The organism is Cupriavidus sp. SK-4, from assembly GCF_000611125.1.
In the GTDB taxonomy this organism is placed as follows: Bacteria; Pseudomonadota; Gammaproteobacteria; order Burkholderiales; family Burkholderiaceae; genus Cupriavidus; species Cupriavidus necator.
The window spans coordinates 104,836-126,553 of record NZ_JFJW01000069.1 but is presented as its reverse complement, the minus strand read 5'-3'; the positions used below and the strand labels follow the sequence as shown (position 1 = coordinate 126,553).

Genomic DNA, 21,718 nt, shown 5'->3' with positions numbered 1-21,718 from the left:
GAGTTCGCACGACCAATGCCTTAACTGAGGAACCCATCCGAGGAAGCCCTGCGAGGACAAACCATGACCACCACCAAGACCGACGCCGAGTGGCGTGAACAACTCTCCGACATCGAATACCGCGTGACCCGCGAGGCCGCCACCGAGCGTCCGTTCACCGGCCGCTACTGGGACCACTGGGACAACGGCATCTACCACTGCGTGGGCTGCGGCACGCCGCTGTTCGAATCCGCCACCAAGTTCGATGCCGGCTGCGGCTGGCCCAGCTATTTCCGCGCCATCAACGGCGAGGTGATTGCCGAGCACGTCGACCACAGCCACGGCATGACGCGGGTGGAGGTACGCTGCAAGGAATGCGGCAGCCACCTGGGCCATGTCTTCGAAGATGGCCCCGCCCCGACCGGCCTGCGCTATTGCATCAACTCGGCTGCGCTAAAATTCGATGATCGCGACCCGGCACAGCGTGCGGCGGATGAAGCCCACGCCGCCGGCAGCGACGACAAACCCCGCCGCGACCCGCAGCGCTGAATGCTCCGGCAAGCACGCCGGACACAACCTGGTACCGCATGAAATTCCTGTTCGACCTGTTCCCGGTCATCCTGTTTTTTGCCGCCTTCAAGCTGGCCGACATCTACACCGCCACCGCCGTGGCCATTGGCGCCACGGTGCTGCAGATCGGCTGGGTCTGGTTCCGCCACCGCAAGGTCGAGCCGATGCAGTGGGTCAGCCTGCTGATCATCGCGGTGTTCGGCGGTGCCACGCTGGTGCTGCACAACGAGACCTTCATCAAGTGGAAGCCGACCGTGCTCTACTGGATGTTCGCGGTGGCGCTGCTGGGCTCGGTGATCGGCTGGCGCAAGAACCTGATCCGCGCCATGATGGAAAAACAGGTGACCCTGCCCGACCCGGTGTGGGCGCGCCTGAACGCCGCCTGGGCCGGCTTCTTTGCCGCCATGGGCGTGCTGAACCTGTACGTGGCCTACCAGTTCTCGACCGAGGCCTGGGTCAACTTCAAGCTGTTCGGCAGCATGGGGCTGATGCTGGTGTTCATCGTCGCCCAGAGTGTCTGGCTGTCGCGCCACATGCCCGAGAACAGCCAGGACTGACGGCCCCACCCCCGCACCCCCGAACCGAAGGAAACCATTGATGGCAGCCGATCCCGCCACTATCGAGGCGATGCTGCGCGAAGCGCTCGCCCCCAGCCACCTGGCCGTGCGCGATGACAGCGCGCTGCACGCCGGACATGCCGGCGCCGCATCCGGCGGCGGACATTACGACGTGACAATTGTCAGCGAGCGCTTTACGGGTCACAGCCGGGTTGCGCGACACCGCATGGTGTATGATGCGCTGCGCGGTCTGTTCCCCGCGCAGATCCACGCACTTGCCGTGACTGCGTTCACCGACCAAGAGTACCAATCCCGCGCATCATCACGCGATTCTTCCAGCAACTCTCAGACCTGATTCCATGAAGACCACCGTCCTCTCGTTCAGCCTGGCGGCTGTGCTTGCTGCCGGCAGCCTGCCGGCCATCGCCCAGAATGCCGCCGTCGTGAATGGCAAGGCCATTTCATCGGCAAAGCTGGACAAGTTGATCGCCGGCACCGGCCAGCCCGACAACCCGGAGCTGCGCTCGCGCGCGCGCAACATGCTGATCGACCGCGAACTGCTCTCGCAGGAAGCCAACAAGCGCGGCCTGACCCAGCGCGACGACGTGCAGGAACAACTGGAACAGGCCCGCCTGAACGTGCTGGCCGGCGCAGTGTTCGAAGACTACGTGAAGACCCACGGCGCCAGCGACGCCGAGTTGCGCAAGCAGTACGACAAGATCAAGTCGCAGTTCGGCAACGGCAAGGAATACCACGCCCGCCATATCCTGGTGGAAAAGGAAGCCGACGCCAAGGCGATCATCGCCAAGATCAAGGGCGGCGCCAAGTTCGAGGACATGGCCAAGGCCTCGTCCAAGGACCCGGGCTCGGCAGCCAACGGCGGCGACCTGGACTGGGCCAACAGCAGCAGCTACGTGCCTGAGTTCTCGGCTGCCATGACCGGCCTGAAAAAGGGCCAGCTGACCGATACCCCGGTCAAGACCCAGTTCGGCTGGCATATCATCGAACTGGTCGACGTGCGCGACGCCAAGATCCCGTCGTTCGAAGAGGTCAAGCCGCAGCTCACGCAGATGCTGATGGGGGACCAGAACTGGCAGCGCGAGCAGTTCCAGGCCATGATGAAGTCACTCAAGGACAAGGCCAAGATCCAGTAAGGCACGGTCCGGTCGCCCCCGCCGGTCCTGCAAGATTCAAGGATGCAGCGCGTGGAGCCGACTGGCCGCTACTGGCAACTCTGGCATCTCTCGTCCCGGGGCATGTGCTATTGCGCACTGGCCTGGGCGACCCTGGACGGCGCCGCCCCCGGCTGGCGCCAGCTCCACCCTTATCTCCCCTTGCGTGACCGTTACGCGCCCGAGAAGATCCTGCACGCCGTGGTGGCGTACAAGGAGGCTCGCGGCGAGATCAGGCCGCCCCCTGGTTTTGAAGCCGGGCGGATGCTGACTTATGCGTATGCGTCGTGGAGCTCACGCCTGCTCCCTCCGCTTGCCGGCTGAACCAGCCTTCACTGGCGCAGGTCGTAGCGCCACCCGGTTTCGTCGAGCTGCCTGATACTGTCGGCAACCAGTCCGACCAGCGCGTCCTGCATCTTGCTGCCCTTTTCCGCGCTGGCCCAGGTCGGGTCACCGGTGACGCCGGTCGCGGAAACCTCGGCGATATCCCACATGATCTGTACGCGCTCGCCGATGCGGATGCTGTCTACCGGCATCTGCCGCACGGCTTTGCCCAGGTCGCACAGGTCCGGACACACCGCCATGGTGATCGAGGTTTCGCCTTCGCCGCCGTGGCCCAATCCATTCCACTCAGCGAAGAAGCCATCGCCAAGCCGGCTGCCGATCACCGACCACCAGGCAGGCAGGAAGGCAAACACCACCTCCGGGTGGCGCTGCTTGACCTTGCGCTGGGCGATCTCGAGCGGCGCTATATTGCCGTCGTGCCCGTTCAGCACAAAGATGTGCCGGATATCGTAGGCAATCAGGCTCTCGAAGATATCCTCGGCAAGCGCCGTCACCGTCTCGAAGCGCAGCGAGACCGCCATCGGGTTGGCGTTGTAGTGCATCGAGGTGCCGAACGGCACGCCGGGGACCACGATGGTCCGCTCAAGCCGTTGCGCCGCCAGCCGTGCCACTTCGGCGGGAACGAACAGGTCCGGCCCGAGCGGCAGGTGCCCGCCGTGGCTTTCGCAGCTGCCAAAAACGGTGATGGCGCTGTCTATGCCACCAGCGGCAAACATGGCCTCCAGTTCGGCCGTGGAAAACTCGTTCAGCAAGACCTTCTTCATGATGCGTTCTCCGCCAGCGGCTGCGCTTTCGCGTTCAGGACCGGATGCAACAGCAGGTACACCAGCACCGTGGCCAGCAGCGCCACCAGCCCGTTGGGCCACTCCGGCAGCCAGCGGTTCAGCTCGAGGCCGAGCCCCAGTGCCATGCCGACCAGCGCGGCGCCGACACCGGCCCGGTTGAATGCGGGCTGCCGGTCGAGTTCGCGAACGTCATAGCGGCCCTTGTGCCGGATATAGAAGTCCGCCAGCAGCGGGCCGGCCAGCGGCGGCGCCATGATGCCGAGGTAGTTGATGAACTGCGCGAAGAACATCTGGTAGAAACCCAGCGCACCAAGCACGGTGCCAAGCAGCCCCGCCACCAGCACCAGCTGCCGCTTGCCGGCGCGGATCCCGCAGGAATGCAGCACCGGGCCGGTATAGAGCGCATTGCAGTACAGCTCCGCATCGTTGGTGGTCCACAGCGACAAGGTCCATGTGACCGCGCCCACCAAGGCCAGCAGGAAGCTCTTCTCCAGCATCCACGACACATAGTTGTATTCGCCGACCGTGACGGTGCCGATATAGCCGACGATATTGAGCAGCGGGTTGGTCAGCAGGAAGCAGGCGGCCGAGCCCAGCCAGACCGCCCTGGCATTGCGGTTGAAGCGGAACAGGTCGACGCCCATGATGGCGCCCGCGATCCAGCTGCCGACCAGCATGGTCACGGCCGACGACAATGGCAGGCCGTCCTTCTGCGAAGAGGCCGCGATAAAGCTGCCAAGCCCGCCGCCCTCGTCGACCATGCCGACGCCGACCAGCACCGCGATCAGCATGATGACGGGTGCCACCGGCACCGCCAGCCGCTCCAGCCCTTTCATGCCGGACATCGAGGTCGCGGTGAACAGCAGGCCGCAGGTCACGCATGCCAGGAACACTTCCAGCGTGATCGGCGCGATGTCGAATCCCAGGCGGGCCGGGTCAAGCACGGTGATGCCGCTCGGATTACCGATGAACGCGCCCCAGATGTCGCCCACCATGCCGGTGATGGCGGAGAACCAGCCCAGCGTCAGCAGCCCCATCGCCAGCATCGGCAGGTTCATGCCTTTGGCGCCGTAGGCATAGCGGCACAACAACGCCAGGCTCAGGCCGGTGCGTTGGGCGATGATGCCCAGCAGCCCGGTCAGCACGAACAGGATGCCCATGCCGATGGCGATAGCCAGCAAGGCCATGGGGAAGGAAACACCCGCGCCGCCCGCCGGCCCGGCGAGCGTGCCGCCGATGAACAGGCCGGTGGCAACGTAGCCAAACCCAACCCACACCATCACCTGCTTCCAGGTCGGCCTGCGCGCATCGGGCGGGACCGGGGCGAACATATAATCTGCATCGACTGCCGGGGACGACTTCACCTTCTGATTCATGATGGGATCTCCGAATCTACCGTTCCGTGTTCGAGCGACCCGGATGCAAGGGGACCAGCCCTGCATCCGATCGTGAGTCAGCGCGAGAGTAACAGTGCGAAAGCGGCAAGAAATGCGGAAGATTCCAAGATGCGGAGCGAAATGGCCGTCGCCATCCGGGCTTTGGCTGCTTGCATCGCCGAAAAACTAAAAAGCCACCGGCGCTGCCGGTGGCTCTTGGTTGGGACGAAGGGCGCAGGCCCTGGGCTGATGCTTACCCCACCCACTTCCGCGCATTGCGGAACATCCGCATCCACGGGCTGCCGCCATCGGCAACCTGCTTCCACGCGTCCGGCGCCCAGCTCATGGTCGCGGCACGGAACACGCGCTCCGGGTGCGGCATCAGCACGGTGAAGCGGCCATCCACGGTCGTCACCGAAGTGATGCCGTCGGGCGAGCCGTTCGGGTTGAGCGGATAGGCCTGCGTGACCGCACCGTAGTTGTCGACAAAGCGCAGCGCCACGTGGGCCTGGTCGATATTGCCCTGCTGCGAGAAGTCGGCAAACCCTTCGCCGTGGGCGACCACGATCGGAATGCGGCTGCCTTCCATGCCGGCGAAGAAGATCGACGGCGAGGACTGCACTTCCACGGTCACGTAGCGCGCTTCGTACTGTTCCGACTGGTTGCGCGTGAACTTGGGCCACGCACCCGCGCCCGGGATGATCGGGGCCAGGTTGCTCATCATCTGGCAGCCGTTGCAAACGCCCAGTGCGAAAGTGTCCTGGCGGTTGAAGAAGGCAGCGAACTGCTCGGCCATCTGCGCGTTGAACAGGATGGTCTTGGCCCAGCCCTCGCCCGCACCCAGCACGTCGCCGTAGCTGAAGCCGCCGCAGGCAACGAAACCGCTGAAGTCGGCCAGGTTGGCGCGGCCGGCGATCAGGTCGCTCATGTGCACGTCGTGCGTATCGAAGCCGGCGCGGTCCATGCTGTACGCCATCTCGACCTGCGAATTGACGCCCTGCTCGCGCAGGATCGCCACGCGCGGACGGGCGCCGGTGGCGATGAACGGTGCGGCGATGTCTTCGGCCGCATCGAAGGTCAGCACCGGGCTGATGCCGGGGTCGGCGGCATCCAGCAGGCGGTCATATTCGCTGTCGGCGCAGGCCGGGTTGTCGCGCAGGCGCGCGATGCGCCAGCTGACCTCGCTCCAGTTGCGCTGCAGGTCGGTGCGCGAGGCGCCGAAGACCTTCTTGGCGTCGCGGTAGACCTCGATCTGGTCGGTCGCGTTGGGCTTGCCCACCACATGGCTGCAGGCCGACAGGCCGGCTTCGCGCAGCACGGCGAAGACCGTGTCGCGGTCTTCCATGCGCACCTGCACCACCGCGCCCAGCTCTTCCGAGAACAGCGCGCGCAGGGTCTGGTCGTTGCGGCGCTCGGCGATCTGCTGCGCCCAGTTCTTGGCGTCGCCGTAGTCCTGCTCCTGCTGCGGGTCCAGCGCCAGCATGTCGACGTTGAGCGAGATGCCGCAGTGGCCGGCAAAGGCCATTTCCGCCAGCGCAGCCATGAAGCCGCCGTCGGAACGGTCGTGATAGGCCAGCAGCTTGCCTTCGCGGTTCAGGCGCTGGATCACGTTGAAGAAGTTCTTCAGGTCCTCGGCATTGTCGACGTCGGGGGCGCTGTCGCCCACCTGCTGCATGACCTGCGCCAGGATGCTGCCGGCCATGCGGTTCTTGCCACGGCCCAGGTCGACGGCGATCAGCACGGTGTCGCCGGCGTCGGTGCGCAGTTGCGGGGTCAGCGTGCGGTTGACGTCGTCCACCGCGGCAAAGGCCGAGATGATCAGCGATACCGGCGCGACCACTTCCTTGTTGACGCCGTCGTCCTGCCACTTGGTGCGCATCGACAGCGAATCCTTGCCGACCGGGATGCTGATGCCAAGCGCCGGGCACAGTTCCATGCCGACGGCGTGCACGGTGTCATACAGCTTGGCGTCTTCGCCTTCCACGCCGCAGGCCGCCATCCAGTTGGCCGACAGCTTGACCTTGCCCAGGTCCTTGACCGGCGCGGCGGCCAGGTTGGTCAGGGCTTCGCCGATTGCCATGCGGCCGGAGGCCGGCGCGTTGATCACGGCCAGCGGGGTGCGCTCGCCCATGGTCATGGCCTCGCCGGCCTTGCCCTGGTAGTCGAGCGTGGTCACGGCCACGTCGGCAACCGGCACCTGCCACGGGCCGACCATCTGGTCGCGCGCGTTCATGCCGCCCACGGTGCGGTCGCCAATGCTGATCAGGAACGACTTGCTGGCCACGGTCGGATGGCGCAGCACGTCGCGCACCGCCTGCTCCAGGCTGATGCCGGTCACGTCCACGGCCGGCAATGCCTCTTCCACGCGCTTGACGTCGCGATGCATGCGCGGCGGCTTGCCCAGCAGCACGTCCATCGGCATGTCGACGGCGTAGTGCTCCTTGAGCGCGGCGTCGACGCTGGCGTCGACCAGCTGCAGCTGCTTTTCTTCGGTGGCGATGCCAACCACCGCGAACGGCGAGCGCTCGCGCTGGCACATGGCCTGGAACTGCGGGAAGCTGTCCGGCGCGATCGCCAGCACATAGCGCTCCTGCGACTCGTTGCACCAGATCTCGGCCGGCGACAGGCCGGACTCTTCCAGGTGCACCTGGCGCAGGTCGAAGCGCGCGCCGCGGTCGGCGCCGTCCACCAGTTCAGGGAATGCGTTGGAGATGCCGCCCGCGCCGACGTCGTGGATCGACAGGATCGGGTTGGCGTCGCCGAGCTGCCAGCACGCGTTGATCACTTCCTGTGCGCGGCGCTCCATCTCGGGGTTGCCGCGCTGGACCGAATCGAAGTCCAGGTCGGCGGTATTGGTGCCGGTCGCCATCGAGCTGGCGGCGCCGCCGCCCATGCCGATGCGCATGCCCGGGCCGCCCAGCTGGATCAGCAGCGTGCCGGCCGGCAGCGGGTTCTTGTGCGTGTGCGAGGCGTCGATGCTGCCGATACCGCCGGCGATCATGATCGGCTTGTGGTAGCCGCGCACGGTGCCGCCGACGTTCTGCTCGTAGACGCGGAAGTAGCCGCCCAGGTTGGCGCGGCCGAACTCGTTGTTGAAGGCGGCGCCGCCGAGCGGCCCGTCGATCATGATCTGCAGCGGCGAGGCGATGCGGTCCGGCTTGCCGGTCACGCCGGGCTTGTCGTCCGGGTTGCGGTGCGCCACCGGCTGAGCGGCGTCGCGGTCGTTCTCCCAGGACTCGACCGCCTCGGGCAGCATCAGGTTGGATACCGTGAAGCCGGTCAGGCCGGCCTTGGGCTTGGCGCCGCGGCCGGTCGCGCCCTCGTCGCGGATTTCACCGCCGGCGCCGGTGGAGGCCCCGGGGAACGGCGAGATCGCGGTCGGGTGGTTGTGCGTCTCCACCTTCATCAGCGTGTGCGTCAGCGCCTCGTGGCGGCCGTACTTGTGGTCATCGCCGCGCGGGAACCAGCGCTCGGCCACGTCGCCTTCCATCACCGCGGAGTTGTCCGAGTAGGCCACGATCGAGCCCTGCGGATTGAGCTGGTGCGTATTGCGGATCATCGCGAACAGCGACTTGTCCTGCTGCACGCCGTCGATGGTCCAGGTGGCGTTGAAGATCTTGTGGCGGCAGTGCTCGCTGTTGGCCTGCGCGAACATCATCAGCTCGACGTCGGTCGGATTGCGCTCCAGCTTGCCGTAGGCTTCGACCAGGTAGTCGATCTCGTCCTCGGACAGCGCCAGGCCCATCTCGACGTTGGCCGCGGCCAGCGCGCCGCGCCCGGCCGAGATGTCGATAAAGCGCAGCGGCTTGGCCGGCAGTTCCTGGAACAGGCCGGCGGCATCGTCACGCGTGGCGACCACGGTCTCGGTCATGCGGTCGAACAGGTGCGCGGCAACGGCGGCGCGGGTGTCCGCGTCCAGCGTCTTGCGGCCACGCAGCAGGCCCTTCTTGCAGATCACGGTGATCTCGATGCCGCGCTCGATGCGGTGGATATGCGTGAGGCCGCAGTTATGGGCAATGTCGGTGGCCTTGCTGGCCCACGGCGAGATCGTGCCGAAGCGCGGGATCACCACAAAGCGGTCGCCGTCGGCCTGATCGGCGAACGGCGCGCCGTAGGTCAGCAGCGCCGCCACGCGGGACTGCTCTTCGGCCGACAGCGGCGTCTGTGCGTCAACAAAGTGCAGGAACTGGCCATGCACCGATTCAATATCGGCGTCGATCTGCCGCAGGGCGGTGAGCAGGCGTTGCTGACGGAAGGCGGAAAGCGCCAAAGCGCCGGGGAAGCACGAGAAATGCGCCATGATCGTAGCGGTCGGGAGGCGGTGAGGTAGGGGCTGCTGCTTAGCCGGCACCGCTGCATGGGGTGCCGACTGGCGGGAAACCGCTATTGTACCTTGCCGGCACCCGGATTTTGCACTGCGACATCACGACGGGGCCGTGTTACTGCCCATCCTGATAATGCTTATGCGTCACTTTGACCGAATGGACGGCTCAGAGTGACGTCGCCGAGCGCGCGGCCTGCTCGTACAGGCCGGTCAGCACCCGCATCAGCCGGGCGAGCTCCCCGATCTCGGCATTCTCTTCGCTACCTTCGGTGAAGTTGCTGGTCAGGCATTGTTCGCGGATCTCGCGGTAGCGCGCGCAGGCCTCGGCGCCGGCCGGGGTGGTCGAATAAGTGGCCTCCTTGCCGACCCGCTCCCCGCTCACCAGCCCCAGCCCCTGCAGCTTCTTCAGCGCATAGGTCACCAGGTGCGTATCTTCCACGTTCAGCACGAAGCAGATATCGGCCAGCCGCTTGGGCCGGCCGCGATGGTTCACGTGATGCAGCACCAGCACGTCCAGGAAGGTCAGGTCGCGCACGCCGGCCGCGCCCATGCAGCGCACCACCCAGCGGCTGTAGGCGTTGTAGGCGGTGTTCAGCCCGAACTCGAACTCGGACAGCTCGGGGCTGCGCACCGACACCAGGTGCGAGGACGACACGATATTGGCCCCGGCCGCGCGCGACAGCGCGGTGGCCGGCCTTGCCTTACCGGCAACGGCAGGGGCATCGGCCACGGCGGCGGCGGTGTGCCCGCTGTCGGCTGGCTTGCGTGGCATGCGGGAAACTCCTTTCGATGGGGCGGCGCTGGCGGTGCTAGGTATAAGCCCGGAGCGCGCCCTGGCAATTTTAGCTTGACAGTTTATTGGCGAATTATGAGCATGAACACCTAATAAATACAGGTAAAGCATGAGGGAGGACGCCGGCCACGACTGGCCCTGCGCATGTGCACCGCGCCCTTCCCCGTGCTGGCAGGCGGCCGCCACCATGGCGGTGCCCGCCCCGCCCTCGCACCCCATTTGCAGACCCCATGCCATCCATGCTTCCCGACCTCGATACCCTGAACACCCGCCTGCGCGACGGCGCCACCAGCCGTGCGCAGATCATCGAGCAGGCGGCCGCGCTTGCCGCCACGCCGGCTGCCGAGGCCGTGTTCCTGCACAGCACCTTCGAGGCCGCGGCCCAGGTCGCGCGCGCAGCCGATGCCGCCGGCCGCGCCGGCAAGGCGCTGCATCCGCTGGCGGGGCTGCCGGTTTCGGTCAAGGACCTGTACGACGTGGCCGGCGAAGTGACCAGCGCGGCCTCGCTGGTGCGCAAGGATGCCGCGCCGGCCGCGGCGGACGCCACCGTGGTCGCCCGCCTGCGCGCTGCAGGCGCAGCCCTGGTCGGGCGCACCAACATGACGGAGTTCGCGTTCTCGGGCGTGGGCATCAATCCCCACTACGGCACGCCGGCCAACCCGGCCGGCACCGATGGCGTGGCGCGCATCCCGGGCGGCTCGTCGTCGGGTGCGGCCGTTTCGGTGGCGCTGGGGCTGGCGGTCGCGGCGCTTGGCAGCGACACCGGCGGCTCCATCCGCATCCCCGCCGCGCTGTGCGGCATCACCGGCTTCAAGCCCACCACGCGGCGCGTGCCGCTGACGGGGGCCTTTCCGCTGTCCTACACGCTCGACACCGCCTGCGCGATGGCGCGCACGGTCAGCGACTGCATTGCCGTGGACAGCGTGATCGCGGACAGCGCAGTGATCCCGCGCGTCACCAACCCCGCCGCCACGCGGCTGGCGATCCCGCGCCAGGTCCTGCTGGACGACCTCGACCCGGTGGTGGCGCGCGCCTTTGACCGCGCGCTGGGCCGGCTGTCGGCCGCCGGCGTGCAACTGGAGCATGTCGACCTGCCCGAGCTCGGCGAACTGGCGGCCCTGAACGCCCAGGGCGGCTTCAGCTCGGCCGAAGCCTTTGCCATCCACCGCCACCTGCTGGCCGCCCGGCGCGACCTGTACGACCCGCGCGTGGCCTCGCGCATCGACCGCGGCGCCAATGTCAGCGCCGCCGACTATATCGACCTGGGCCGCGCCCGGCTGGACTGGATCGCCCGCATGGAAGCGCGCCTGGCCCGGTTCGACGCCGTGGTCTGCCCGACCGTGCCGATGGTCGCGCCCGAGATTGCGCCGCTGCGCACCGATGATGCGCAGTTCTTCCGCGTCAATGCCCTGCTGCTGCGCAATACCTCGGCCTTCAATTTCCTCGACGGCTGCTCGATCTCGATGCCCTGCCACGCGCCGGACGAGCTGCCCGTGGGCCTGATGCTGTCGCACGGCCCGATGCGCGATGCCGACCTGCTGGGCACGGCCCTTGCGTTGGAACGCATCGTGCAACCTTCACAGCGCGACGACTGAGCCCTGCCGCCGCGCCGTTGATCTTGCGCCGACGTGCCCGCCAATGCGGGCGCGATCGGCACCAGGTAGTACGCAACCAGCAGTACCACCGCGCCCCCGCGCGCACACCAGGAGAGATCGAGATGCGAGTCAAGGCAATCGTTGCGGCCGGCCTGATGCTGGCCGCCGTGGCGGCACAGGCGGATACCAAGTGGGACCTGCCGACCGGTTATCCGGTCAGCAACCTGCACACCGCGAACCTGCAGCAGATGGCCAACGACGTGGACAAGGCCACCGGCGGCAAGCTCAAGATCGTGCTGCATCCCAATGGGTCGCTGCTCAAGGCCAACGAGATCAAGCGCGGCGTGCAGACCGGCCAGGTGCAGATGGGCGAGATCCTGATGTCCCTGCTGGCCAACGAGAATCCGGTGTTCGGCGTCGACGCGGTGCCGTTCCTGGCCACCAGCTACACCGATGCCTACAAGCTGTGGCAGGCCTCGCGCCCGGTCACCGAGAAGGTGCTCGACAAGCAAGGCATGAAGCTACTGTACGCGGTCGCCTGGCCGCCGCAGGGCATCTATGCCAACAAGCCGATCAATTCGGCGGCGGACATGAAGGGCCTGAAATGGCGCGCGTACAACCCGGCCACCTCGCGCATCGCCGAGCTGGTCAGCGCCCAGCCGGTGACCATCCAGGCTGCCGACCTGGCGCAGGCGCTGGCCACGGGCACGGTCAACTCCTTCATGTCGTCGGGCGCCACCGGCGTCGACACCAAGGTGTGGGAGAGCGTGAAGTACTTCTACACCGTGGACGCCTGGCTGCCCAAGAACATGCTGGTAGTCAGCAAGAAGGCGTTCGCGGCACTGGACAAGCCGACCCAGGACGCCCTGCTCAAGGCCGTCGCCGATGCCGAGAAGCGCGGCTGGCAGGTGTCGGAGCAGAAGACCAGGGAGTACCTGGCAACCCTGTCGCGCAACGGCATGACGGTGCAGCCGCCTTCGCCGCAGCTCAAGTCCGACATGCAGAAGGTGGGCCAGACCATGGTGGATGACTGGGCCAAGGGCGCGGGCGAGGACGGCAAGGCCATCCTGGACGCCTACCGCAAGTAGGCGGCCTGCCCGCCTCCATGAACTCCCCGCCCTCGCCGCGCAGGCTGGCATGGCGGGGAGCCCCCTCCCTCCCTGACGCCGTCCATCATGCCAACTGCCCCCTCCTCCAAGCGCTGGCTCGACCGCCTGCTTGACCTCTTTGCCGTGCTCGGCGCGCTGTGCATCCTCGCCGTCTGCGTGATCATGATCCTGATGTCGCTGTCGCGGGAGACCTCGGTGATCTTCAAGGGCGGCGATGACATCGTCGCCTGGCTGTGCGCGGCGTCCGCCTTCCTGATCCTTGGCCAGACCTTCCAGCATGGCGGCATCGTGCGCGTCGAGATGCTGCTGGGGGCCGTCGGCCCGCGCCGGCGCCAGGTGCTGGAACTGGTCTCGCTGACCATCTGCCTGGCATTTGCCGCCTACGCGGCCTGGGCGCTGGGCACCTTTGCGTGGCAGAGCTGGGAAATCGGCGACGTCTCGCAGGGCCAGATCGTGATCCCGCTGTGGATTCCGCAGAGCTTCGCGGTGCTTGGCTGCGTCGGCTTCCTGCTGGCGGTCGCCGATGAATGGCTGCGCGTGGTGCGCGGGCAGAAGCCGCGCTACCAGGTGGCCCATGAAGAAAAGCTCGCCGCCGGCGATTTCGGGGAGACGGTCTGATGAGCACAGTCGTCATTGCACTGATCCTGCTGCTGGTGATGATCGTCTTCCTGGCGATCGGCGCGTGGATCCCCGTGGCCATTGCGGTCACCTCATGGGTCGGGCTGGTGGTGTTCTCGGACCGCGAGGCGCTGGTCAGCCTGGCCAACGCATGGTGGTCGTCGAGCGCCTCTTACACGCTGGCATCGCTGCCCCTCTTTGTCTGGATGGGCGAGATCCTGTTCCGCACCAAGCTGTCCGAGCAGATGTTCAGCGGGTTGTCGCCCTGGCTGAGCTGGCTGCCGGGGCGGCTGATGCACGTCAATATCCTGGGCTGCGGCATCTTCGGCTCGGTGTCGGGGTCGTCGGCGGCCACCTGCGCCACCATCGCCAAGTCGGCGCTGCCGGAACTCACGCGGCGCGGCTACGACGAGCGCACCACGCTCGGCTCGCTGTCCTGCGCCGGCACGCTCGGCATCCTGATCCCGCCGTCGATCACGATGGTGGTGTACGCGGTGTCGGCGGACGTGTCGATCATCCGCGTGTTCCTGGCGGGCTTCATACCCGGCCTGCTGCTGATGCTGCTGTTCTCCGGCTACATCGTGGTCTGGGCGCTGGCCAACCCGGACAAGACCCCGCCGTCGGAGCACTTCAACTGGCGTGCGCGGCTGGCATCGATCCGCCAGCTGCTGCCGTGCATCGTGCTGATCGCCTTTATCACCGCGATCATGGTGACCGGCTACTCCACCGCGACCGAGGCCGCCGCCTATGGCGTGGTGGCCTCGCTGGCGCTGGCGTGGGCGGGCGGGTCGCTTACGCGCGCGGCGTTCTGGGACAGCCTGATGTCGGCCACGCGGCTGACCGCGATGATTATGTTCGTGCTGGGCGCGACCTCGTTCCTGTCGGTGACCATGAGCTTTACCGGCATCCCGCGCGCACTGGCGGAATGGGTGGCGGCGATGCACCTGTCGCCGTGGGCGCTGATCGCCGTGCTGACAGTGATCTACATCGTGCTGGGCACGGCGCTGGACGGCATCTCGATGATCGCGCTGACCACGGCGACGGTGCTGCCGATGGTGCAGGCGGCCGGCTTCGACCTGGTCTGGTTTGGCATCTTCATCGTGCTGCTGGTGGAGATCGCCGAGGTGACACCACCGGTGGGCTTCAACCTGTTCGTGCTACAGAGCATGACAGGCAAGGACAGCAATTACATAGCACGGGTCTCGCTGCCCTTTTTCATGATGATGGTGGTGGCGATCGCCATCGTCACGATCTGGCCAGACGTGGTGACCTGGCTGCCGGACATTGTCATGCAGCAGGAAGTCAAATAGCATTGGCCGGCCCCGCCCGGCCATTCGCCGCCGGCGCGGCAATATGGAGGGTCCCAGTCCGATGCATGTGATCGTCATCGGCGCCGGCGCGATCGGCGTCAGTTCCGCCTGGTACCTGCGGCAGGCCGGTTTCGACGTGACCGTGCTCGAACGCCGCGCCGCGCCGGCGCAGGAAGCCAGCTTCGGCAATGCCGGCGTGATCGCGCCCGGCTACGTCACGCCATGGGCCGCGCCGGGCATGCCCGGCAAGATCCTGCGCACGCTCTTTGCGCGCGAGGCGCCGGTCCTGTTCCGCCCTTCCGCCGACCCCGCCATGTGGCGCTGGATCGCGCGCTGGCTGCGCGAATGCCAGCTGGAGCGCTACCGCGCCAACAAGCTGCGCATGCAGCGGCTGGCGTTCTACAGCCGCGCGTGCCTGCACCGGCTGCGCAGCGAGCTGGAGATCGACTACGAGCAGTCGCAAGGCTACCTTCAGCTGTTCCGCACCGCGCGCGACCTTGACCTGGCCGCGCCGGCCGTGGCCCTGCTGCGCGAGAACAACGTGCCGCACCGGCTGGTCAGCGCGCAGGAATGCCGCCGCATCGAACCGGGCCTGGCGGCCGACACGCCGCTGGCAGGCGGGCTGCACCTGCCCGAGGACGAGTCCGGCAACTGCCCAATGTTCGTGCGCGCGCTGCACCGGCATGCCGAGGCCGCGGGCGTGTCGTTTCGCTTCGACACCCAGGTGGCGCGCGTCAGGCCCGACAACGCGGGCAAGCTGCAGGTCGAGCTGCAGCACCCCGACAAGAAGCGCCTCGGCCAGGTGCTGAGCGCCGACCGCGTGCTGGTCGCGGCAGGCGCCGACAGCACCGCGCTGCTGCGCCCGCTGGGCCTGCGCGTGCCGCTGTATCCGGTCAAGGGCTACTCGGTGACCGTGATGGTCCGCGACGAACTGCAGGCGCCGCTGGGCGCGCTGATGGATGAGTCCTACAAGGTCGCGATCACGCGCATGGGCAACCGCCTGCGCGTGGCCGGCACGGCCGAGCTGGGCTCACGCAAGCTTGATCTGCGGCCGGCCGCATTGAATACGCTGATCAAGGTCGCGCGCGACTGGTTCCCGGTGGCCGGCAACTACCAGGAAGCCACGCAATGGGTGGGCGCCCGGCCAATGCTGCCGGACGGACCGCCGCTGATCGGCCCTACGGCCGTGCCCGGCCTGTTCCTCAACCTCGGCCATGGCTCGACGGGCTGGGCGATGAGCTGCGGATCGGGCAAGATTGCGGCTGACCAGATCGCCGCCAGCGCCGGCACCCATGGCGGCCCGGACATCGACATGGAGGGCCTGCTGCCCGACCGCTACGGCCTGGGTCCCGCCAGATAAACAGACATGACACCCTCTGCCTCTACCGCCACCTCGCCCGCAAACGGCGACGGCTGGTTTGCACTCGATGCCGCCGCATCCGCACCGGTTCCGCTGTACGACGTCGCCGCCATCCGCCGCATCGAGAACGCCGCCTTCACGCAACTGCCCGCCTTTACGCTGATGTCGCGCGCCGGCGCCGCGGCCGCGCGCTGGCTGGCCTGCCACGCACCCGCCGGCCCGTTGCTGTTCCTGGCGGGCCCCGGCAATAACGGAGGCGATGCGCTGGTCGCCGCTACGCAATTGCACAGCGCCGGCCGTGCCGTGCAGGTATGGCTGACGGCGGACCCGCAGCGCCTGCCCGCCGACGCCGCGACCGCCTGGCAGCAAGCGCACGCAGCCGGCGTGCCGGTCAGCGTGGTCGCGGGCATGGCTGCCTCGCCTGACGCGGACTGGCCCGCCGGCACCGCCGCGATCGTCGACGGCCTGCTCGGCATCGGCCTGAACCGCCCCGCCGACGGCACCATGGCGTGGTGGATCGGACAAATCAACCGCAGCGCGCTGCCTGTGTTTGCACTGGACATCCCCAGCGGCCTGTCCGCCGACACTGGCGCGGGCGCGCCGGCCGTGCGCGCGCAGCGCACGCTGACCTTTATCGCCGCCAAGCCCGGGCTGCTGACGCTGGACGGGCGCGACTGCGCCGGCGAGGTCGATATCGCGCCGATCGGCCTTGACTATCCGCCGGACGAAACGCCCCATTGCCTGGTGAACGGTCCGGCGCTGTTCAGTACCGCGCTGCCGCGGCGCCGCCATGCCAGCAACAAGGGCACGCATGGCTCGCTGGCGGTCATCGGCGGCAACCTGGGTATGACCGGCGCGCCGCTGCTGGGCGCCAGGGCCGCGCAATTCCTCGGCGCGGGCAAGGTGCATATCGGCTTCCTGGCGCAGCCCGCACCGCTGTTCGATCCGCTGCATCCGGAGCTGATGCTGCATGCCGTGGACGCACTGGCCCTCGCTGCGATGTCGGCGCTGGTGATCGGTCCGGGCATGGGCACGGATGCCAACGCACACAAGCAGTTTGCGCGGCTGCTGCAAGCCGCGCCGTTGCCGCTTGTGCTGGATGCCGACGCCTTGAACCTGCTGGCCGCCGATCCGGCGCTGGCCGGGGCACTGGCAGCCAGCGGCGCGGCTTGCGTGATGACACCGCATCCGCTCGAAGCCGCCCGGCTGATGGGCGTTCCCGTCGCCGACGTGCAGCGCGACCGGCCCGCTGCCGCCGCGGCACTGGCCGCGCAATGGCAGGCCGTAGTCGTGCTGAAGGGATCGGGCACCGTGATCGCGGCACCTGACGGCAGCCCATGCACGCTCAACCCGACCGGCAATGCGGCACTTGCCAGTGCCGGCACCGGCGACGTGCTGGCCGGCATGCTGGGCGCGCTGCTCGCACAAGGCATGGCGCCTCTGGCCGCGGCCCAGGCGGCGGTGTGGATCCACGGCCGTGCCGCCGATGCCCTCGTCGCCCAGGGCACCGGGCCGGCCGGCGTCACCGCAAGCGAGCTGTACGCGCCGGCGCGCGCCGTCTTCAACCAGTTGCTGGCCGGGACCCGCGCATGACGCGCGGCGCGCTGCTGCGCGATCCCGCCGACCGCCGCCACCTGCTTACCGGCATCGCGCTGCTGGTCATCGGGCAATGGATCCTCAGCCTGCTCGATGCCACCAGCAAGACCCTGACGCAGCAAGGACTGCCGCTGGTGGCGGTGGCATGGGTGCGCTATGTCGGCCATGTGGTCGCGATCTTCCTGCTGCTCGGCCCCGCCGGCTGGCGGCGCCAGTGGCGGCCGGCAAAGCCTGGGCTGCAGTGGCTGCGGGGCGGGCTGATGCTGGTCTCGACGCTGGTTTTCTTCAGCGTGCTGATGCTGATGCCGCTGGCGCAGGCCACCGCACTGAATTTCTGCGCGCCCCTGTTCGTGGTGGCGCTGTCGCCGTGGCTGCTGGGCGAGCGCCCCGGGCGCCATGCCCGCTGGATGCGCTGGACCGGTGTGGTGGTCGGCTTTGCCGGCATGCTGGTGGTGGTGCGCCCGGGTGGCCAGCTCAGTCCGCTCGGCGTCGGCCTGGGCCTGGTGTCCGCGCTGGTGTTCGCGCTGATGCAGATGCTGACGCGCCGCATTGCCGCGCATGACTTGCCCATGACCACGCTGATCCAGAGCGGTGTCACCGGCGCTTGCCTGACCACGCTGATCGTGCCCTTCTTCTGGTTCAGCGCGTGGCCCACGCCGATGCAATGTGCGCTGTTGCTCTCTGCAGGGATCACCGGGTCCCTGGGCCACTATTTCGTCATCCGGGCCTTCCAGTACGCGGATGCCTCGTTCCTGAGCCCCTTCCTGTACCTGCAGATCTTGTCCGCCACCGTGATCGGCTACCTGGCCTTCGGCCAGTTGCCCGACTGGACCACCGCAGCTGGCATCGGCATCATCTGCCTGGGTGGCTTGTGCGTGGCGGGCGGCGAACCGGTGCTGCGCGCTGTCGCGGGCCGGCTCGCTGGCCGGCGACGTCAGACAATGTCTGATACTTAGCGCGCACACATGCTGCTATGTTGCAAGTGTTAACAGTTGCTTACGCCGAGGGGTAAAAGTGCCGCGGCGCAGGCGATATACTTTGCGAGTCTGCGCCGCCGCGCGCACTCGCACCCCTGCCAACTTCCTAGTCCCGCATGCCCACCGACCTTCACGCCTGGAACGCCCTGCTGCGGCACCATGACACCCTTCGCGACGCTCAGATGCGCGAGTGGTTCGACGGCGAAGGCGCGCAGCGCGTCGCGCAATTCTCCCTGGAAGCCGCCGGGCTCTATCTCGACTATTCGAAGAACCGGATCACGCCCGAAACCATGCGCCTGCTGGTGCAGCTGGCATCCGAGGCCGGCGTGACCAGACGCCGCGACGCGATGTTTGCGGGCGAGCATATCAACACCACTGAAGACCGCGCGGCCCTGCACGTAGCGCTGCGCGCGACTGCCGGCGCCGGCTACAAGGTCGACGGCGAGCAGGTCATGCCGGCAATCCAGAAGGTGCTGGTACGCATGCGCGATTTCTCGGAACGCGTGCGCAGCGGCGCCTGGAAGGGTGCCACCGGCGAGCGCATCACCGATGTCATCAATATCGGCATCGGCGGCTCCGACCTGGGACCGCGCATGGTGTGCCGCGCGCTGTCGCACCTGGCCGATGCCGATGACAATGCCGCGCCGCGCATGCATTTTGTTTCCAATGTCGACGGCACCGACCTGGCCGAGACGCTGGTGCGGCTCGACCCGCAACGGACGCTGGTGATCGTCTGCTCCAAGACCTTCACCACGCTGGAAACCATGGCCAACGCGCGCAGCGCGCGCGCCTGGTTTGTCGCCAACGGCGTGGCCGAGCATGACCTTGCCAAGCATTTCGTCGCAGTCTCGACCAATACCGAAGCGGTGCGCGAGTTCGGCATCGACCCGGCCAATATGTTCGAGTTCTGGGACTGGATCGGCGGACGCTTCTCGCTGTGGTCGTCGGTCGGCCTGTCGATCACGCTGGCGGTAGGCTTCAATGCCTTCGCCGACCTGCTGGCCGGCGCGCGCGCCATGGACGAGCACTTCCGCACCGCGCCGCTGGAGCGCAACATGCCGGTGATCCTGGGCATGCTGGGCATCTGGTACCGCAATTTCTGGCATCTGCCGACCAGCTGCATGGCGCCCTACTCCACCTCGCTGGAGCTGTTTCCCGCCTTCCTGCAGCAGCTGGAGATGGAGAGCAACGGCAAGTCAGTGCAGCTTGACGGGCAGCGCGTGCGCACGCATACCTCGCCGGTGGTGTGGGGCACGGCCGGCACCAACGGGCAGCATGCCTATTTCCAGCAGATCCACCAGGGCTCGCAGGTGGTGCCGGTGGATTTTGTCGCGCCGCTGGTGCCGCCGCGCCGGCTGGCTGGCCATCACGCCAAGCTGCTGGCCAACTGCTTCGCGCAGGCCGAGGCGCTGATGCGCGGGCGTACCGCCGAGGAGCTGCGTGCCGCCGGCCTGAAGGACGAAGTCCGCATCGCCCATATGGTGTTCGAGGGCAACCGCCCCAGCAACACCTTGCTGATGGAGAACCTGACGCCGCATGTGCTGGGTGCGCTGATTGCGCTGTATGAGCACCGCACCTTCGTACAGGGCGTGGTCTGGAAGATCAATTCCTTCGACCAGTGGGGCGTTGAGCTGGGCAAGATCCTGGCCCGTCCGATCGAGGCCGAGCTGACCGGGAATACCGTCGGCCGGCACGATGCCTCCACCACGTCGCTGATCGAGCGCGCCCGCGCGGTGCTGAAGGCGGGCGCCGCCAGCTAGACCTCCGCGCCCATCCATTCATCGCTGGCTACGCGGCCGGCGTCGATGGTCAGGATGCGGGCACAGCGCGCCGCCACCGAGCGGTCATGCGTGACCAGCACCAGCGTTGAGCCGGCATCGCGGTTAAGCTCGAACATCAGCGCGATCACGGCTTCGCCAGTGGCGGTATCGAGGCTGCCGGTGGGCTCGTCGGCAAACAGGATGTCCGGGCGCGCCACGAACGCGCGCGCCAGCGCCACGCGCTGCTGCTCGCCGCCCGACAGCGTGCGCGGATAGTGCCCCAGCCGCGCGCCCAGGCCCACACGCTGCAGCATATCCAGGGCGCGCTCGCGCACCTGCGACGTTTCGCCGCGCAGCTCCAGCGGCAGCATCACGTTTTCCAGCGCGGTCAGGTGGCCGACCAGCTGGAACGACTGGAACACAAAGCCGACATGGCGGCCCCGCACGGCGGCGCGCTGGTCCTCGTCCAGCGCGAACAGGTCCTGGCCCTGCAGCCGTACCGTGCCCGTGCTGGGCAGGTCCAGCCCCGCCAGCAGCCCGAGCAGCGTCGACTTGCCCGATCCGGACGCCCCCACGATGGCGAGCGTTTCGCCCGGCGTGACGGAAAAGGTCACGTCGTGCAAAATCGTCAGCGAACCGGTCGTGTCGGCAACGGTCTTTCCGAGGGACTCGACAGCGAGAATGGAAGAAGACATGGATATTGGGATCCGAGGCAAATGGCGCCGGCTGCTGCTGGCAACCGGCATGGCACTGACGATATCGGCCGGGGCGCCAGCCCAGGCTGCGGCGCCGGCACTGCTGGTGCTTGGCGACAGCCTCTCCGCCGAGTACGGCATCGCGCGCGGCGCAGGCTGGGTCACGCTGCTGCAGGACCGCCTGCGGCAGGAGCGCTTCGATTATAGCGTTGTCAATGCCAGCATCAGCGGCGAGACCACCATCGGCGGCAAGACGCGGCTGCCGGAGCTGCTGTCGCGGCACCGGCCGGCCATCGTGGTGGTGGAGCTTGGCGCCAACGACGCGCTGCGCGGATTGCCGCTGCAGACCACCGAGGCCAACCTGCGCAACATCGTCAGCACGGCACAGAAGGCCGGCGCGGGCGTGCTGCTGATCGGCATGCGCATCCCGCCCAACTACGGGCAGGACTACACCGAGAAGTTCGTCTCGCTGTATCCGAAGCTGGCCGGCGAATACAAGGTGCGGCTGGTGCCGTTCTTCCTCGACAACGTCATCGCGCGGCAGGACTGGTTCCAGCCCGACCGCATCCACCCGACCGCCGCGGCACAGCCAGCGCTGCTCGATACGGTGTGGCCGCAGCTCAAGCCAATGCTCAAGCGTGGCAAATAGCTAGCGGCAAAAACAAAGCCAACGGTTCTGGGTGCTCCAACGCCATCCGAACTAGCCTAAGCAAGGTGTTCTCCCTCTCCCCTCATGGGGAGAGGGGTGGGGGGAGGGGGGGGCTAGCAAGGAACCACATCAAGCGGGGCCAACGGTT

The 21,718-nt window shown here is 67.5% G+C and carries 19 protein-coding genes; 14 read left to right on the top strand and 5 right to left on the bottom strand.

Annotation, left to right across the window (positions count from 1 at the left end; translation table 11 throughout):
• Positions 1-63: 63 nt before the first annotated feature.
• Genes msrB through CF68_RS15495 form a run of 5 tightly spaced genes read left to right on the top strand, consistent with a single transcriptional unit; the run spans position 64 to position 2,602 of the window.
• Entirely contained in the window at positions 64-528 is a 465-nt protein-coding gene (gene msrB / locus CF68_RS15515; protein WP_035820225.1) for a peptide-methionine (R)-S-oxide reductase MsrB, read from the top strand.
• Positions 529-566: 38 nt separating this feature from the next.
• Positions 567-1,106 (top strand): septation protein A, encoded by a 540-nt coding sequence (locus tag CF68_RS15510; protein ID WP_035820219.1) that lies wholly within the window; start codon positions 567-569, stop codon positions 1,104-1,106.
• A 40-nt stretch (positions 1,107-1,146) separates the two neighbouring features.
• Positions 1,147-1,461, top strand: coding sequence for a BolA family transcriptional regulator (locus CF68_RS15505; RefSeq protein ID WP_010810057.1), 315 nt, complete (start codon positions 1,147-1,149; stop codon positions 1,459-1,461).
• 4 nt (positions 1,462-1,465) lie between these two features.
• On the top strand, positions 1,466-2,260 hold the full coding sequence (locus CF68_RS15500) for a peptidylprolyl isomerase (RefSeq protein WP_035820217.1): 795 nt from the start codon (positions 1,466-1,468) through the stop codon (positions 2,258-2,260).
• A 42-nt stretch (positions 2,261-2,302) separates the two neighbouring features.
• Complete coding sequence (locus CF68_RS15495) at positions 2,303-2,602, top strand: hypothetical protein (RefSeq protein WP_035820216.1); 300 nt, start codon at positions 2,303-2,305, stop codon at positions 2,600-2,602.
• A gap of 8 nt (positions 2,603-2,610) precedes the next feature.
• On the opposite strand, the gene CF68_RS15490 is transcribed toward CF68_RS15495, so the two are convergent.
• The 4 genes from CF68_RS15490 to CF68_RS15475 form a co-directional block, all read right to left on the bottom strand.
• Entirely contained in the window at positions 2,611-3,387 is a 777-nt protein-coding gene (locus CF68_RS15490) for a creatininase family protein (RefSeq protein WP_035820213.1), read from the bottom strand.
• The gene (locus CF68_RS15485) at positions 3,384-4,784 is read right to left on the bottom strand and encodes a cytosine permease (RefSeq protein WP_035820212.1); all 1,401 of its coding nucleotides are present in this window, start codon (positions 4,782-4,784) and stop codon (positions 3,384-3,386) included. Before CF68_RS15485 ends, CF68_RS15490 begins: the two co-directional genes overlap by 4 nt.
• 253 nt (positions 4,785-5,037) lie before the next feature.
• Positions 5,038-9,084, bottom strand: a complete 4,047-nt coding sequence (gene purL, locus CF68_RS15480) for a phosphoribosylformylglycinamidine synthase (protein ID WP_035820211.1) — start codon at positions 9,082-9,084, stop codon at positions 5,038-5,040.
• A 190-nt stretch (positions 9,085-9,274) separates the two neighbouring features.
• Positions 9,275-9,880, bottom strand: a complete 606-nt coding sequence (locus tag CF68_RS15475; protein WP_035820210.1) for a winged helix DNA-binding protein — start codon at positions 9,878-9,880, stop codon at positions 9,275-9,277.
• A gap of 251 nt (positions 9,881-10,131) precedes the next feature.
• On the opposite strand from CF68_RS15475, the gene CF68_RS15470 reads away from it, so the two are divergent.
• From CF68_RS15470 to pgi, 8 genes are all read left to right on the top strand, one after another.
• Positions 10,132-11,496, top strand: a complete 1,365-nt coding sequence (locus CF68_RS15470; protein WP_035820207.1) for an amidase — start codon at positions 10,132-10,134, stop codon at positions 11,494-11,496.
• A 122-nt stretch (positions 11,497-11,618) separates the two neighbouring features.
• On the top strand, positions 11,619-12,584 hold the full coding sequence (locus CF68_RS15465; protein ID WP_035820205.1) for a TRAP transporter substrate-binding protein: 966 nt from the start codon (positions 11,619-11,621) through the stop codon (positions 12,582-12,584).
• Between the two features lie 87 nt (positions 12,585-12,671).
• Complete coding sequence (locus tag CF68_RS15460) at positions 12,672-13,223, top strand: TRAP transporter small permease subunit (protein ID WP_035820203.1); 552 nt, start codon at positions 12,672-12,674, stop codon at positions 13,221-13,223.
• Positions 13,223-14,533, top strand: coding sequence for a TRAP transporter large permease (locus CF68_RS15455; protein WP_035820201.1), 1,311 nt, complete (start codon positions 13,223-13,225; stop codon positions 14,531-14,533). Before CF68_RS15460 ends, CF68_RS15455 begins: the two co-directional genes overlap by 1 nt.
• Before the next feature lie 61 nt (positions 14,534-14,594).
• The gene (locus CF68_RS15450) at positions 14,595-15,893 is read left to right on the top strand and encodes a D-amino acid dehydrogenase (RefSeq protein ID WP_035820199.1); all 1,299 of its coding nucleotides are present in this window, start codon (positions 14,595-14,597) and stop codon (positions 15,891-15,893) included.
• A gap of 6 nt (positions 15,894-15,899) precedes the next feature.
• Positions 15,900-17,486, top strand: a complete 1,587-nt coding sequence (locus CF68_RS15445; RefSeq protein WP_035820197.1) for a bifunctional ADP-dependent NAD(P)H-hydrate dehydratase/NAD(P)H-hydrate epimerase — start codon at positions 15,900-15,902, stop codon at positions 17,484-17,486.
• Positions 17,483-18,445 (top strand): DMT family transporter, encoded by a 963-nt coding sequence (locus tag CF68_RS15440; RefSeq protein ID WP_035820194.1) that lies wholly within the window; start codon positions 17,483-17,485, stop codon positions 18,443-18,445. Before CF68_RS15445 ends, CF68_RS15440 begins: the two co-directional genes overlap by 4 nt.
• A 137-nt stretch (positions 18,446-18,582) precedes the next feature.
• On the top strand, positions 18,583-20,226 hold the full coding sequence (gene pgi / locus CF68_RS15435) for a glucose-6-phosphate isomerase (RefSeq protein WP_035820192.1): 1,644 nt from the start codon (positions 18,583-18,585) through the stop codon (positions 20,224-20,226).
• Here pgi and CF68_RS15430 read toward each other — a convergent pair.
• Positions 20,223-20,921 carry an ABC transporter ATP-binding protein gene (locus tag CF68_RS15430; protein ID WP_035820189.1) on the bottom strand — a complete coding sequence of 233 codons (699 nt, stop codon included), beginning with the start codon at positions 20,919-20,921 and terminating at the stop codon, positions 20,223-20,225. The genes pgi and CF68_RS15430 overlap by 4 nt on opposite strands.
• Between CF68_RS15430 and CF68_RS15425 the strand changes: the two genes are divergently transcribed.
• Entirely contained in the window at positions 20,920-21,570 is a 651-nt protein-coding gene (locus tag CF68_RS15425; protein ID WP_035820187.1) for an arylesterase, read from the top strand. The genes CF68_RS15430 and CF68_RS15425 overlap by 2 nt on opposite strands.
• The last annotated feature ends 148 nt before the right edge of the window (positions 21,571-21,718 follow it).

What these genes read in the sequence shown, in the direction of transcription:
- msrB (WP_035820225.1), top strand. Translation starts at nt 64, where the DNA reads ATGACCACCACCAAGACCGACGCCGAGTGGCGTGAACAACTCTCCGAC.
- CF68_RS15510 (WP_035820219.1), top strand. Translation starts at nt 567, where the DNA reads ATGAAATTCCTGTTCGACCTGTTCCCGGTCATCCTGTTTTTTGCCGCC.
- CF68_RS15505 (WP_010810057.1), top strand. Translation starts at nt 1,147, where the DNA reads ATGGCAGCCGATCCCGCCACTATCGAGGCGATGCTGCGCGAAGCGCTC.
- CF68_RS15500 (WP_035820217.1), top strand. Translation starts at nt 1,466, where the DNA reads ATGAAGACCACCGTCCTCTCGTTCAGCCTGGCGGCTGTGCTTGCTGCC.
- CF68_RS15495 (WP_035820216.1), top strand. Translation starts at nt 2,303, where the DNA reads ATGCAGCGCGTGGAGCCGACTGGCCGCTACTGGCAACTCTGGCATCTC.
- CF68_RS15490 (WP_035820213.1), bottom strand. Translation starts at nt 3,387, where the DNA reads ATGAAGAAGGTCTTGCTGAACGAGTTTTCCACGGCCGAACTGGAGGCC.
- CF68_RS15485 (WP_035820212.1), bottom strand. Translation starts at nt 4,784, where the DNA reads ATGAATCAGAAGGTGAAGTCGTCCCCGGCAGTCGATGCAGATTATATG.
- purL (WP_035820211.1), bottom strand. Translation starts at nt 9,084, where the DNA reads ATGGCGCATTTCTCGTGCTTCCCCGGCGCTTTGGCGCTTTCCGCCTTC.
- CF68_RS15475 (WP_035820210.1), bottom strand. Translation starts at nt 9,880, where the DNA reads ATGCCACGCAAGCCAGCCGACAGCGGGCACACCGCCGCCGCCGTGGCC.
- CF68_RS15470 (WP_035820207.1), top strand. Translation starts at nt 10,132, where the DNA reads ATGCCATCCATGCTTCCCGACCTCGATACCCTGAACACCCGCCTGCGC.
- CF68_RS15465 (WP_035820205.1), top strand. Translation starts at nt 11,619, where the DNA reads ATGCGAGTCAAGGCAATCGTTGCGGCCGGCCTGATGCTGGCCGCCGTG.
- CF68_RS15460 (WP_035820203.1), top strand. Translation starts at nt 12,672, where the DNA reads ATGCCAACTGCCCCCTCCTCCAAGCGCTGGCTCGACCGCCTGCTTGAC.
- CF68_RS15455 (WP_035820201.1), top strand. Translation starts at nt 13,223, where the DNA reads ATGAGCACAGTCGTCATTGCACTGATCCTGCTGCTGGTGATGATCGTC.
- CF68_RS15450 (WP_035820199.1), top strand. Translation starts at nt 14,595, where the DNA reads ATGCATGTGATCGTCATCGGCGCCGGCGCGATCGGCGTCAGTTCCGCC.
- CF68_RS15445 (WP_035820197.1), top strand. Translation starts at nt 15,900, where the DNA reads ATGACACCCTCTGCCTCTACCGCCACCTCGCCCGCAAACGGCGACGGC.
- CF68_RS15440 (WP_035820194.1), top strand. Translation starts at nt 17,483, where the DNA reads ATGACGCGCGGCGCGCTGCTGCGCGATCCCGCCGACCGCCGCCACCTG.
- pgi (WP_035820192.1), top strand. Translation starts at nt 18,583, where the DNA reads ATGCCCACCGACCTTCACGCCTGGAACGCCCTGCTGCGGCACCATGAC.
- CF68_RS15425 (WP_035820187.1), top strand. Translation starts at nt 20,920, where the DNA reads ATGGATATTGGGATCCGAGGCAAATGGCGCCGGCTGCTGCTGGCAACC.
- CF68_RS15430 (WP_035820189.1), bottom strand. Translation starts at nt 20,921, where the DNA reads ATGTCTTCTTCCATTCTCGCTGTCGAGTCCCTCGGAAAGACCGTTGCC.